This is a genomic window from Streptomyces sp. NPDC057307 (assembly GCF_042667665.1).
Taxonomy (GTDB): domain Bacteria; phylum Actinomycetota; class Actinomycetes; order Streptomycetales; family Streptomycetaceae; genus Streptomyces.
In genome coordinates, this window is sequence record NZ_JBHUZM010000034.1 from 25,724 (window position 1) to 39,048 (window position 13,325).

Here is a 13,325-nt window from a genome sequence, read left to right on the forward strand (position 1 = left end):
GACCACCGGGACCACCGGGACCACCGGGACCACCGGGACCACCGGGACCACCGGACGCCGGCTGCCCCAGCCGTTCGACCAGCGCCGCCATCCGCAGCACGGTGCGGAAGTTCTCCACCCGCAGGTCGGCGCCGCGGACGGCGATGCCGTACGTCCTCTCCAGGTGCACCACCAGCTCCATGGCGAAGAGGGAGGACAGCCCGCCGGAACCGAAGACGTCCGCGTCGGTCGCCCAGATCTTGCCCGTCCGTTTCGCCAGGAACGTCAGCAGGTCCTCCTGGACGGTGCCGGAGCCGCCGATGGGTTCCGGAACCTGTCGGTCGGATGACGTGGTCATGCCTGTTCTCCCTCGTACTCGTAGAAGCCGCGCCCGCTCTTGCGGCCGAGATGACCGGCCCGCACCATCTCCAGCAGCAGATCGCAGGGGCGGCAGCCGTCGTCGCCGGTTCTGCTGTGCAGCACCCACAGCGAATCGACCAGGTTGTCCAGGCCGATGAGGTCGGCGGTACGCAGCGGGCCCGTCGGGTGGCCCAGGCAGCCCTGCATGAGCAGATCGACCGACTCGGCGTTCGCGGTGCCCGCCGCGACCACCCGTACCGCGTCGTTGATCATGGGGTGCAGGAGCCGGCTGGTGACGAAACCCGGCGCGTCGTCGACCACGATCGACTGCCTGCGCAGCGCGGCGAGCAGGGCCCGCAGCGCGTCCAGGGTGGCCTCGCCGGTGTGCGTGCCCCGGATGACCTCGACCGTCCGGATCAAATAGGGCGGATTCATGAAGTGGGTGCCGATCAGATCGACCGGCCGTGCCATCGCCCCGGCCAGTTCGTCGATGGGGATCGCCGACGTGTTCGAGATGATCGGGGTACCCGGCGCGACCAGTGCGCAGACGTCCGCGAGGACCTTCGCCTTGGCGTCGGGGTCCTCGGTGACCGCCTCGATCACCGCGGTGGGTGGCGCGGCGGCCGTCACCAGGTCGGCGAGCGACAGGCCGGTGACGAGGGCGCCGGGGACGGCCCCGTCCGGCAGCGCGCCCAACAGCCGGGCCGTCCGCAGCTGGTGGCCGATCCGCGTCGGGGCCTCGGCCAGCCGACGCCGGTCCAGGTCGATCAACGACACCGCGACTCCGTGCCCGACCGCCAGCGCGGCGATGCCCGATCCCATCACTCCCGCGCCGAGCACCGCCAGTCGCCGCCCGGCGCCGGGCGTACCGTTCTCCGCTGCCATGTCCCCTCCCTTTCGATCCCGGCCCGGCCGGCCTCCGGGCCGGGCCGGGCCGTCGCGGCCGACGGTCACTCCTCCGAACTGCGTGCCTCGGTCCGGGGAGGCCGTGCCACGAGGCCGCCCGCGGGTTCGGTGTAGAACTGCTGCGCCCACTGCCGGTAGCGGCCGATGGGGCCGTCGCCCTTGGCGAGCTTCGGGTGCTCGACATGCTCCTGGTGGTGCCACATCAGCAGGTCGGCGCCGGTGTCGACGCTCGCCACCCGCTGGAGGACCGTGCTGAGCAGCCGCGCGGCGGGCATCGCCGCCGCGCGCCCGGCCTTCGCCGGCAGGCCGGGGACGCCGGTCAGCTCCAGCTTCGTGCCGAACCGGAGCTGGATGCGCCCCGGGCTGGTCGGGGTCGCGTGGAGCATCACGTACAGGCTGCCCGCGCCTCGCGGCAGGACCGTGCGGGCCGCGATGGTGGCCAGTCCGATCACCGTGAGGGTGTACGACTGGCGGGACCCGCGCATGACGGTGCCGCGGGCGGTCGCGGTGACGGTGCTGACCGGTTGCCCGGTCACCGGTGGGCCGTCGATGACGAGGTCCTTCAGACCGTGCAGCGCCGGCAGATGACCCCAGTCGAACGCGTTCTCGATGACGTCCTGCGGGTGCCCCGCGATGTCGAAGGTGTCGTGGCTGAACGGCTGCCGGTCGTCCAGCGGCAGGGCCGGGACCTCCCACTCGGGGGGCAGGCCGAGGGCGTGCCACCACACGTAGATCCCGCCGTTGGCCTCGCACACCGGGTACTGCGTCAGGGACGCCTTCGGCGGTGCCTTGTCGTAGCCCGTACGTACGCAGACGCCGTCCGGGTCGAACGCGAAGCGGTGGAAGGGGCAGACGATCTCCTCGCCCTCGACCGATCCGCCGACCCCGAGATGCGCTCCCAGGTGCGGGCACCGCGGCCGGACGGCCCGCAGCACGCCTTTGGCCGTCCGGTAGAGGACGACCTCCGCGCCCGCGAGCGGACGGGTGATGACGGTTCCGCGCCTCAGCTCGTCGCCGAAGGCCAGGCAGAACCACCCGTTCGGGTACGGACGGGAGGGAGCGTGCAGGGCGTCGGCCGGGGTCGCGCCGAACAGATCGGCCTTCCGCGAGTCGAGAAGGCGCTTCACCAGCGGCTTCAGGTGAGGCTTCATGGCATCACTCCTGGTGCGTCACCGGGCAGGTGGCGCCGCCCGGCTGCGTGGATGACTTGGCGGATACGGACCGCGGCGATGCCGCGCGGAGCACGGCGGTGCCCGCGCCGCCCATGCGGCGCTCACTGAGCCGCAGGGTCAGCCCGCGCGAACTCAGACTGGTCTCCACCTTGGGCTTGAACGGCTCGTCGCCGACGGGGGTCAGCTCCCAGCGGGCGACGATGGCGGTGAGGGCCAGGATCGCCTCGGTGAGGGCGAATTGGTCCCCGATGCACTTGCGCGCGCCGGCGCCGAAGGGGATGTAGGTGGCCCGGTCGGGCTGGGCGCCGATCCAGCGGTCGGGGTCGAACCGGTCGGGATCGGTGTAGAGGTCGGGCCTGCGGTGCAGGAGGTACGGGCTGAGCACGATGGTGCTGCCGCCCTTGAGCCGTACCCCGCCCAGTTCGGTGTCCTGTCTGACCGCGCGCGTCATCATCCAGGCGGGCGGATAGAGCCGTAGCGTCTCGGTCACCACCCGGGCGGCCAGGTCGAGCGAGGGCAGGTGCTCGGCCTCCAGCCGTCCCGCCGCCAGGACGTCGTCGGTCTCGGCCTGGAGCCGGCTCTGGATGTCGGGGTTCGTGGCGAGCAGGTGCAGTGCCCAGGCCAGGGTGATGGCCGTGGTCTCCATGCCGCCGAGGAAGAACGTGAGGGCTTCGTCGGCCAGTTCGTCGTCGTTGAGCTGCTTCTGACCTCCCTCGCTCTCCTCGTCGACCGCCGCGACCAGCGCGGAGAGCAGATCGGCCCGGTCGGTGGGATCGGCCCGCCGCTCGGCGACGATCTCCGCGATGGTGGCCGCCAGCCGACTGCGGGCTTCGTCGTACCGCCGCTTCTGCCGCGTCGGCAACTGGCGCAGCAGGGCCGGCGTCATCATCCGCCGGAAGAACGCGCTCACGATGGTGGCGGTGTCGGCCAGGGACTGTCGCATGGTCTCGGTAGGCAGCGAGCCGCTGAACATCGTCTCCATGGTGGCCCGCGTCGTCAGCGTCATCATTTCCTGGGTGATGTCGACGACGTCGCCGTCGCGCCAGGATCCCGCCTTCAGCTCGGCCGCCCGTGCGAACACCGCCCCGTACCCCGCGAGGCGGGTGGGGTGGAACGACGGCTGGCACAGCCGCCGTTGCCGCCGGTGCAGGCTGTACGAGCAGGTGGACAGGCCGTCGCCGATGACCTCGCTGATCCGGTCGTAGATCGGGCCGCCCTTGTCGAAGACGCGGTCGTTGAGGAACACCTGCCGGGTCAGGGCGGGATCGCAGATCATCACGGCGGTGCTCGGGCCCAGCCGGACGCGGACCATCTTGCGGTACTCGGACAGGGACATGATGAACGCCAGCGGGTCGCGCAGCAGGGGCAGCGCGTGGCCCAGCAGCGGCAGGGCCCGCGGTGCCAGCGGGATCGACGCGACGGTCGCCGTGCTCGTGTCTGTCATGGACGACTTCCTTCTGTGGGTGAGTGACCGGCCGGTGCCGCGGTGACGGGATCGCGGGTGACTTCGAACAGTGCGGTGGTCCAGCGGAAGCCGACTCCGAAACTCACGACGAGGACGCGCTGTCCGGCCCGTAGGGTGCCGGAGCGGAAGGTCCGGTCGAGGGCGAGCAGGACGTCGGACGGCCCGGCGTGGCCGAGGTGGCGGCCGTACGTCCAACTGGTGTCGTCGGCCCGGAGGCCGAGCCGTGAGCCGGTGAGCAGCAGGTCGAGCACGACCGACCCGATCGCGATGGGCACCACGTGCGAGATGTCCGCCGGTTTCACGTCGGCCTCGTCGAGGACGCTCTCGACACAGCGGTGGGTGGCCCGTCGCAGCACGTCGATATGGGGCATGAAGCCGGTCTCCTCGACGGGGAACCGCCGGGCGGCCCCGGTGTACCCCACCCTGGCCCGGGTCTGCCCCTCCAACTGCGGCTCGGAGACCTGGGCGGTCGCCACCAGGCGGGCCAAGCCCGTCCCTCGTGTGAGTACGGCGGCGGCGCCGGCGTCACCGGCGACGTAGCCCAACTCCCGTGAGTAGCCCCACCGTTCCTCGGGGAACCGGACACCGGTGGTGACCAGCGTCGCTTTCGCGGCCGGCCGGGCGGTGAGGTGTTCGGCCGCGGCGACGAGTGCGACGCCCCCGCCGTCACTGGCGGCACCGATCTCGATCCCGGCGGTGTCCTTTCCCCCGAGCACCCGCGTCAGATAGGCCGCGGGCGTGTAGTGGTCCACGTCCTGGAAGCCGGCGTGCACGAGCAGACTCAGGTCGGCACTGGCGACGTCCGCGTGGCGCAGCGCCTTGAGTCCGGCCCGCGCCGCCATCTGCGTCGCCGTGTGGTCGGTCGAGACGGCGGCCGAGGTGAATCCGTTGAGCGCCAAGGCGGAGGGCTGCCCGTTGCCCGGCCCACCGCGCGGTGTGTGCTCGGGTCTGATGGGGGGTACCCACGCGCCGGTCCCGGCGATCGTGATGTCCTGCCACAACACTGCTGTCTCCTTGGCTGTCTCGAATCCTTGGCTGTCACGAAACGGGCGACTGAGGAATACGGGGACGTGGCCTGATCAACTCCCCGCTGTGGTCCAGGGGGTGGGCGGTGACCCCGGTGATCCGGGCCAGCACCCGGCCGTCACCGGTCGTGGCGGTCAGGTCGCCGGTGGCGTAGTCGCAGTGCAGCCGGATGGCCGGGTTCTCGGCACTGAGCAGGCAGTCGTTGCCCGGCCCGCTGAGATCGACCTCGTCGAGGCCGGCCATCGGGCCCACCAGGGGCGGGCTGTCGCCGCGCGGCGGCAGCAGCAACAGGTGCACCATCGCGTCCAGCAGGATCGTCGGTACGGTCATCCCGGCCAGTGCCGGGGCCCATGCCTCGTGGTCCAGGCTGAAGCGGGCGCTGTTCCCGTCCGGCCCGCGCGCGTAGTCGCTGGTGCCGGCGAACGGGCCGGTGAGCGAGATCGGCGGGTCGGGCGAGTAGACCGGCATCGCGAAATCGGGTTCGGGTTCGTAGGACGAGGAGTCGGGCGGCGGCGCGAGCACGGGGTAGCGGTCCGCCAGTACGACCGTCGTCTCGCACAGCAGATCGTTGAAGCGCAGCACCTTGTCGTTCTTGCCGATCCGGTGCGCCGTCATCCTGACGGCGACCTCGGTGCGGCCGCGCTCGCGGCTCGTGACCCGGGCCTCCACGGCGACGGTACGAAGCGGCCCGGCGAGCCTGACCGTGATCGACGTCCGGCAGGAGAGACCGCGGAAGCCGGTGACGACGAGGTCGGGGCAGAGGGTCGCGGCCGCGGCGGCGGCCGCCTCAAGGGTGAAGGTGCCGGGCAGGGTGTACTCGCCGTTGACCCGGTGGTGGCGCATCCACCGCCCGTCCCGCTCGGCCAGGGTGGCCGGGTCCCAGGTCTTGGTGAACACCGCCCAGTTCCTGCCGCGGTACTGGGCACCGTCGAGCAGCGGAGTGGTCAGCGCCGGATCCGGCGGGGCGGGCGGCGGGGCGTCGGGGGCGGGGATCCGCAGGTCGGCTTGGTCGGCGTCGGCCGAATTGCCTGTATGGCCTGGGTTGCGTGGGTTGCCTGAATCGTGGGTGGTGATCCCGCGTCGGGCCAGCAGAACGCGTTCCTGTTCCCGGATGAAGAACGCCACCCCGCCGGCCGGTGGCCGGGTCACGGCGGAGAGGAACTGCGCGCGTCCTTGCGCGGTGCTGATGTAGGCGTCCATCCGGTTGCGTTTCAGGGTCTCCCGCATGCTGACGCTGCTGGCGACCCCGACCTCCCGCCAGCCGCTCCACAGGATCGCCATCTCGTGATGGCCCTTCGGTGCGTCCCGCTGGGCCCGGGCGCTCGCGTACGCCAGGTACTCGTTGACGGCGCAGTAGTCGATGTCTCCGGGCGCGGGGGCGAGTGTGGCCAGGGTGCTGAAGTTGCACCAGATACGGGGGGTCCGGCCGGCGAGGGCGCGTCTGAGATTGCGGTAGCCGGTCGCCTTGGTGGCCCGGACCGCCCGGAAATCGGTGAGGGTCTTGGCGTGCAGCGCCCGCGACCGCAGGTCGAGGACGGTGTTGATGAGCAGGTCGATCTGCCCGTGGCGGTCGAGGACCTCGTCGAGTACGGCGGCGGTCCGGTCGGCGTCGAGGATGTCGCACACGCGGTGGTGGACCCGGCCCGGACCGCACAGGTCCGCCAGCCGTCGCACCGTACGGTGCGCCTCCAGGCGTGCCTCGGCCCGCACATAGGCGGCCCGCAGCTCGCCCAGCGACGCGCCGGGGCGGCTGCGGCGTTCGGCGGCGATGAACTCGGCCTGCGGGGGCAGCGCGTCGCCGGATTCCGGCAGCGGGGTGCGGCCGATGACGTACACATGCGGCCGGTCGCTGGTCTCGGCGACGGCGTGGAGGAGTTCGGGGGTGATCCCCCGGGCGCCGCCGAAGGCGACGACGACCGCGCCGGGCGGCAGGGTGGGTTTCCCCGCCGGAAGCGGCACCGCGGGGTCGTCGACGACGGCCAGGGTCAGCCAGTCGTCCGCGCGGCGGACGAGCGTGTGCGTCGGCACCCGGGCGGTGCCCGCCAGGGCGAGTTGGTCGAGGGCGGTCGCGGCGTCCGCCGTGTCGCTGAGCAGGATCACCCCGCCGCACTGCGGGACTTCGGCGCGTACGGAGCGGACGAGTCCGGTGAACAGGCCGCTCAGTGGGGGCGGCAGGTCGTCCGGTACGGCGCCGAGCAGGAGCGCGCCGAGTGTGCCGCCGGTGCGCAGCGCGGGCAGCGCCGCCTGGAGTGTGGTGAAGGTGAGGTCCTGGAGATCTTCCAGCCGGGTGGCCTCGGCGTCGTCGTCCACCTCGTCGTGGGCGGGCAGCCGGGTCAGGACCCTGATGTGGCGTGGGACGAACGGCAGTTCGGCCAGGGCGCCGGCCGCCTCCTCGGGCGGAACGTGGCCGGCGGCCGTGACGCCCGGGCGCGGTGACCAGACGGCGACGTCCGGGCCGGTGACCGCCGCGGCGAGATCCGGCGCGTCGGTGAGGACGACGGTGCCCGGTGGGATCGGCGGCGTGTCCGGGCCTCCTCCCGGCGGTGGGGGTGTCGGGACGAGACGGAAGGTCTGCCGGCGGCCGGTGAAGTCCTCGGAGTCGGATTCGGAGTTGGAACCGGCATCGGAGTCGGCGTGTGCGTCGGAGTCGGCGTCGGCGTGCGCCGGGCCGGGGCGGTCGAGGGTGCTGGGCACCGGCTCGGTACGGGCGGCCGGCGCCGGTTCCGTACGTACAGCCGCCGCCGACTCCCCCGCCCGGCCGTGGTCGGACGGGCCGTCCGGCCGGGTGAACCGGATCAGCGGTGATCCGGCCGCGGCGGGCGTCACGACGGTGTCCGTGCCCGTGACGACGCCCTTGACGACCGCCAGCAGGGCGTCCAGCGACAGATAGGTGTGTCCGGCGCCGGCCAGGACGGGCAGGTCGTGCGCGGGCGTGGCCGGGTACGGGGAGTCGGCGCCCTCGATCGCGGTGGAGAGCGTGCCCAGGACGGGCAGGCCGTGCTCCCGCGCGGTGGAGCGCCGGGTGACCGCCAGGACGGCGGCGCCTTCCGCGATGGACCGGCCCTCCGGCACCAGTCCGTCGAGGTGGCGGTCCCAGCCGCTGATCGGCCGCAGGCATACGGCTCCGACGAGGGCGAGGTCGCAGGCCCGGTGCCGGAGCTGCCGCAGGGCCAGGTCGACGGCGGTGTGCGCGGAGTCCCGCTGGGAGTAGAGGCTGGCCCCCATGGCCTGGAAGTCGTAGTAGTTGGCGGCGCGGCCCGACAGGATGCAGGAGACCGCGCCGGTGAAGTCGTCCTCGTTGAGGTCGCCGGGGATCACTCCCTTGGCCTCCGCCATCCCCTTCTCCAGATACTCCTTCAGCGTCCGCGCCTGCGCCGGGTCGGGCAGGATGTCGAAGGTGGTGGCGCACTCGCGGGCGTGCACCCGCAGCGCCGCCTGGGTGTTGTGCGTGGTCGGCAGCGTCGATCCGACCATGACCGCAGTGGTGGGCCGCAGGCTGGTGCCCGGCTCGCCGAGTTGCTCCAGCAGCGGGCCGAGGGCTTGCAGCATCATCAGGTGCGCGGCGTCCATATGACGCATCGTCAGTGGCGGGATGCGTACGTCCCGTGGGGACGGCAGCGGGTACGGCGTACCGAAGCCGGACTCCGGGAGCGGACCGTCACCACCGAGCCAGGCCGGTACGCGGGCGGCGTCCAGACCGGGCAGATGGGTGTTCCAGCCCACGACGACCAGGTCCTCCGTGTCGGTGGCCACGTCACGGCCCAGCCTCCGCGTGGGGGCTGCGGGTGACACTCGGTCGGACAGGACCACGTGCGCGTCCGCCCCGCCGAGGCCGAAGGACGACACTCCGACGACTCGCGGCCGTGTGTCGTCCGTCGGCCAGGGCGCGTCCTTGACGGGCACGGTCAGACGCTCGCCGTCACCCAGCAGGGGGTGCGGATCGGTGACGACGGGCTGGCCGGGGACCGCCCCGCGTTCGAGGGCGACCAGCGCGTGCGCGACCGAGACCAGGCCCGCCAGCACACCGGTGTGCCCGAAGACCTGCTTGTTCGACGTGATGAGGCACGCCCGCTCGCGGGGCCCCAACCGGGAGAGCAGCGAGCGCAGTTCGATCTCGTCGCCCACCGGTGTGCCGGTGCCGTGCGCGACGACCCAGTCCACGTCGGCGGCCGCGACGCCGGCGTCGGCCCAGGCCCGGGAGATGGCCAGCTCCTGTCCGCGCGTGGCCGGGGCGTGGATGCCCTTGCCCCGGCCGTCGGCGGCGAGACCGGTGCCCCGGATGACACCGAGCACCCGGTCGCCGTCCGCCACGGCCCGCGCGTAGGTCTTGAGGGTGAGTACGATCGCGCCCTCACCGATCAGGGTCCCGTCGGCGGCGCGGTCGAAGGGGCGTACCTTGCCGCTCATCGAGATGCCCTGGGCCCGGCAGAAGAGGGTGAACCCGATCGGCTCGATCACCGACGTACCGGCGGCCATCGCCACGTCGCAGGAGCCGTCGCGCAGGGCCTTGACCGCCGCGTCGATGGCGAACAGTCCGCTGGCGCAGGCCGCGTCGAGGGTCAGATGCTGCGACTCGGCGGGGATCAGCCCGCGCAGCGCGTTCCGGGAGACGGACGCGGGGAGGTACGCCTTCGGGTCGCCGCCGTCGCCGCCGTAGTGCGCGCTGATGGCGTGGTCGGCCAACTCGGCCAGCCAGTCGCCGTCCTGGCCGGCGGGGATCGCCTCGCGCACCATGCGGCGGTATTCGTCACCGAGCACGACGCCCTGGGTGCCGAGTCCCGTCTGGTCGTGGATGCCGGTGGTCGCGGCGAGCCACCGGTCCGCCGGGTCGCGGCGTACGCCCGCCAGGGCCTGGACGGCGCAGTGCCGCAGCCAGCGGGTGGTCCGCGGCCACCCGGGGTGGCCGATGTTGCCGTCCGGTTCGGTGAGGGAGGCGGGGTCGGGGACGAAGTCGTGGAGATAGCCGGCCTCGCGGACGTAGAAGGCGTCGGTCTCGGCACGGGTGGGGGCCCAGAAGTGCTTCAGGTCGAAGGCGGACGGCTCGCTGGAGAGCAGGACGCCCTCCCGCAGGCGGTCCCAGAACTCGGAGGTGTTGTTGGCGCCGGGCAGGGCCAGGCCGAGCCCGACGACGGCGACGGCTCCTGGGTCGTGATCGGGGGCCTGGTCCGGGTCCGGGTCCGGCGGTCGGTCCGACGCCTGGGTCGCGGTACGAGTCGCCGCCGGTGTCTGCGCCGTTGCGGGCGGGGGCAGTTGGGTGGGTGCCGGTCGGTCGGGGGCGGGCCGGGCCGGCTCGGGCGGTGTCGTCGCCTCCGCCGCCGGGGCCGGCCGGCGCCGGGCGGGTGTGCTCACCTGGTCCGCCAGCCTGCTGTTCAGCCGCAGGCCCTGCATTCCGCCGATGCCGATGCCGCCGTCGGCGACGATGGTCTGTCCGGTGATGAAGCCGGTGTCCTCGTGCAGGAGATGGACGACCAACTTGGCCGCGTCCGGCGTCGAGAGGGTACGGCGCATGAGTTCGCCGGCCCTGACCGGGTCACCGAGCGCCGCCGCCGGGTCGTCCAGATTGACGACGATCTCGCTGGCGACGGAGCCCAGCAGCACCGTGTTGACCCGGGTGCCCTGGTCGACCAGTTCGAGCGCGAGGTAGCGGACCAGCGACTCCATGGCCGCCTTGGTGACCCCGCCGGGGCCGTATCCGGGCACCGGCTGGTGCGCCCCGACGCTGGACAGGCAGAGGATGCTCGCGCCCTCGCGTCCCGCCATCAGCTCGGCCGCACGGCGCGAACAGTGGTAGGCACCCATCACATTGGTGGACCACGCCCGCTGCCAGTAGGTGTCGTCCACGTCGAACAGAGGCAGGAACGCCCCGCCCGCGGCGTTGTTGATCAGAATGTCCAGGCCGCCGTGCCGCTCCTGGATCTCGTCGAACATCCGGTCGATCTCGCTGGTCTTGGCCACCGACGCGCGGATGAACTCGCAGCTGTGCCCGGCTTCTTCCAGCTCGGCCCGCAGCAGCTTCGCCTGGTCGACCGAGTGGAAGTAGTTGACGATCACATGGGCACCGCCCCGCGCCAGACGGCGGACGATGTCCGCGCCGAGGCTCTTCGCGGCCCCGGTCACGAGCGCGACCCGGCCCCGCAGATTGTCGGAGGTCATCGCCCGGCAGCCTCCGCCCGGCCCGCCACGACGGATTCCGCGATCCGGCGCAGCGTGCCGACGGACAGCAGCGAGGAGTTCGACCGCAGTTCCGGCAGGTCGAACTGGTCGGACACCCGCCCGAGCAGCACCACCTGTTTCAGCGACTCGACGCCCAGTTCGGACTCCAGGCCGTCGTCCTCACCGAGCAGGTCCGGTGGATAGCCCAGGAAATCGCCGTAGAGCGTCTGCAACTCGGCCAGCACCGTCTCGTACTCCAACCCGTCGGACGCCGACGAGGTGACCGCCGGGGCGACGGTGGCCACGGCGGACGGAGCCGACGAGGCGGAGGGGGCTGACGGGGCAGGCGACGGGGCGGGCTCGACCGGTCCGGCCGGCGCGGGCAGGGTCACCCGCACGACGGGGCCGCGTCCGTTGCTCGGCGTCGCCGGCGGACGTGGCCGGAACGGGGCGCCGTCGGCGGCGCCGGCGGACTCGGCGACCAGTGCCCGGACGACCTCGACGGGGTCGCTCTCGCTCAGCGGGACGACACACCGCACGCCCGGGATCGACGCCTCGACGAACTTGGTGACGACGGCCCACTCCCCGCACTCCACAAAGGCGTCGGCGCCCGCCGCATGCAGCTGACGGATCGTGTGCAGCATCCGGACCCGGGCGGTGAGCGCTCCGGCGACCAGGTCGACCGGGTCGTCGTCACCGACATCCCGCCCCAGCCAGGGTGAGCACACGCGCCAGCGCCCGGAGCCGTACGGAACCCGTGGCGCGGTCGCCCGCAGATCGCGCGCGGCCCGCGCCATCGCCGGGGTGTGGGTCGGGTGCGGGACGTCCAGGGGAAGGCTCGGCCAGCCGAGCGAGTCGGCCACCCGCTCCACGTGTTCGATGAGTTGTCTGGGGCCGCTGATGACGCTCTGCCGAGGGGCGTTCTCACAGGCCAGCACCAGATCGGGATGGTCCATCAGGCCGGCGAGCGACTCCGCGCGGCGTCCGTCCACCCCGACCGCGAGCATCTTGCCGTTCCAGCTCTGGCGGGTCAGTACCTCGGACCGGGCCACGGCCAGGCGCGCGGCGTCCTCCACCGACAGATGCCCGGCGGCGGCCAGGGCCCACAACTCCCCGATGCTCTGCCCGACGATCGCGACGGGCTCGGCGCCCTCGGCGATCAGCATGTGGTGCGTCGCGATACTGACCGCGAAGATCTCCAGATACTGCACCTCGGGGCCGCGCCGGTCGCTCGTCCCGTTGTGCTCGACGAGCCGGGTACTGATGTTGGGCAGCCCCATGTCGCGGGCCGCCTTGTCGATGCGGGACAGCGCCTCACGTACGGTCTCGTAACGGTTGTGCAGATCGCGCAGGAGGCCCCCGCGCGGGGCAGCAACCGTACCGGGCATGACAAAGACAGAATCCACCACGTTCATCACCCTCATCTCCGGCCCGATTGCCGGCGATGTCGCATCGGCTCAGCGGGTCCCTGAAACGCCACGACGGCGCGTTTCCTGTAAATGCGTGACTCCGAGCAGAGTTATCCCTGCTGAACGGGTTCGCTGGTAGAGGCGGCCACCCTCCTTTCGTGACGCGTCTTCATGACGCGACGCCGGACGGAAATTGCGCTCCTGTCACCCGGCGCTGGTCAGAACCCCGAACTACCCATAGAAATGGCCGGACTTCCGCGATCCGTATCGCCGAACGCCCATAGTGTGTTCCCGCACGGAACGACCTGACAAGCTTTTCGGTTCTGCTCGAAAAGAGCGCTCGAAATACCAGAACAAGGCGGCGGCGCACGCCCCCGAAAATTATCCGCGAGCCTGTATGAACTCGCTCAGGCATTCCAGCGCCCGAACGGCCCGCCGGGCGGATTCAGGCCGCGCGAAATGCGCCTGTCCGCGTGTTAAGTGCGCCTGTCTGCGTGTTTCAGAGGGGCCGCCCCATGCCGTGGGCGTCCAGAACACCGCACCCCAGCGGGGTGAGCGCGTGATGGACGCTGCCGCCGGTGCGGTGCGTGGTGATCAGTCCCGACCGGCGCAGCACCGACGCGTGATGGGAGACCGTGGCCGCCGAGACACCCAGCCGGTGTACGAGATCGGTCGCCGTCGCGGTCGGATCGGCCGCGACATGCAGGAGCACCTCCGCACGGGTGGTGCCCAGTAGCGCCGCGAGCGCCTGCCTTCCCGCCGTGTCCGACCGCTTCGCCCGGTAACCGCCGCACACACCTTGCTCCATGTCCTCTGCCGGGCCCGTCGCCGCCCATGGAGGGCCGCGGCCGGTCC

The 13,325-nt window shown here is 72.2% G+C and carries 7 protein-coding genes and 1 pseudogene; all 8 read right to left on the reverse strand.

The features are described 5' to 3' along the window. Nucleotides 1–37: 37 nt before the first annotated feature. Nucleotides 38–337 (reverse strand): annotated as a pseudogene (locus ACFUN8_RS15480) (acyl carrier protein); the annotation flags it as partial. Beyond that, the gene (locus ACFUN8_RS15485) at nucleotides 334–1,224 is read right to left on the reverse strand and encodes a 3-hydroxyacyl-CoA dehydrogenase family protein (RefSeq protein WP_383636598.1); all 891 of its coding nucleotides are present in this window, start codon (nucleotides 1,222–1,224) and stop codon (nucleotides 334–336) included. The pseudogene ACFUN8_RS15480 and the gene ACFUN8_RS15485, both read right to left, overlap by 4 nt. A 65-nt stretch (nucleotides 1,225–1,289) precedes the next feature. Further along, the gene (locus ACFUN8_RS15490; RefSeq protein WP_383636601.1) at nucleotides 1,290–2,396 is read right to left on the reverse strand and encodes a Rieske 2Fe-2S domain-containing protein; all 1,107 of its coding nucleotides are present in this window, start codon (nucleotides 2,394–2,396) and stop codon (nucleotides 1,290–1,292) included. A gap of 4 nt (nucleotides 2,397–2,400) precedes the next feature. Next, nucleotides 2,401–3,861: a cytochrome P450 gene (locus ACFUN8_RS15495; protein WP_383636604.1), complete on the reverse strand. Its 1,461-nt coding sequence runs from the start codon at nucleotides 3,859–3,861 to the stop codon at nucleotides 2,401–2,403. Further along, nucleotides 3,858–4,886 (reverse strand): 3-oxoacyl-[acyl-carrier-protein] synthase III C-terminal domain-containing protein, encoded by a 1,029-nt coding sequence (locus ACFUN8_RS15500; protein WP_383636607.1) that lies wholly within the window; start codon nucleotides 4,884–4,886, stop codon nucleotides 3,858–3,860. The genes ACFUN8_RS15495 and ACFUN8_RS15500 overlap by 4 nt, the downstream gene beginning before the upstream one ends. A 34-nt stretch (nucleotides 4,887–4,920) precedes the next feature. Continuing rightward, nucleotides 4,921–11,061 (reverse strand): SDR family oxidoreductase, encoded by a 6,141-nt coding sequence (locus ACFUN8_RS15505; protein WP_383636610.1) that lies wholly within the window; start codon nucleotides 11,059–11,061, stop codon nucleotides 4,921–4,923. Continuing rightward, nucleotides 11,058–12,449 (reverse strand): acyltransferase domain-containing protein, encoded by a 1,392-nt coding sequence (locus ACFUN8_RS15510; RefSeq protein ID WP_383636613.1) that lies wholly within the window; start codon nucleotides 12,447–12,449, stop codon nucleotides 11,058–11,060. The genes ACFUN8_RS15505 and ACFUN8_RS15510 overlap by 4 nt, the downstream gene beginning before the upstream one ends. Nucleotides 12,450–12,969: 520 nt before the next feature. Beyond that, nucleotides 12,970–13,278, reverse strand: coding sequence for a MarR family transcriptional regulator (locus tag ACFUN8_RS15515; RefSeq protein ID WP_383636616.1), 309 nt, complete (start codon nucleotides 13,276–13,278; stop codon nucleotides 12,970–12,972). Nucleotides 13,279–13,325 lie beyond the last annotated feature (47 nt).

Coding starts and splice junctions, on each gene's coding strand:
- ACFUN8_RS15495 (WP_383636604.1), bottom strand. CDS start 3,861: ATGACAGACACGAGCACGGCGACCGTCGCGTCGATCCCGCTGGCACCG.
- ACFUN8_RS15515 (WP_383636616.1), bottom strand. CDS start 13,278: ATGGAGCAAGGTGTGTGCGGCGGTTACCGGGCGAAGCGGTCGGACACG.
- ACFUN8_RS15490 (WP_383636601.1), bottom strand. CDS start 2,396: ATGAAGCCTCACCTGAAGCCGCTGGTGAAGCGCCTTCTCGACTCGCGG.
- ACFUN8_RS15510 (WP_383636613.1), bottom strand. CDS start 12,449: ATGCCCGGTACGGTTGCTGCCCCGCGCGGGGGCCTCCTGCGCGATCTG.
- ACFUN8_RS15505 (WP_383636610.1), bottom strand. CDS start 11,061: ATGACCTCCGACAATCTGCGGGGCCGGGTCGCGCTCGTGACCGGGGCC.
- ACFUN8_RS15485 (WP_383636598.1), bottom strand. CDS start 1,224: ATGGCAGCGGAGAACGGTACGCCCGGCGCCGGGCGGCGACTGGCGGTG.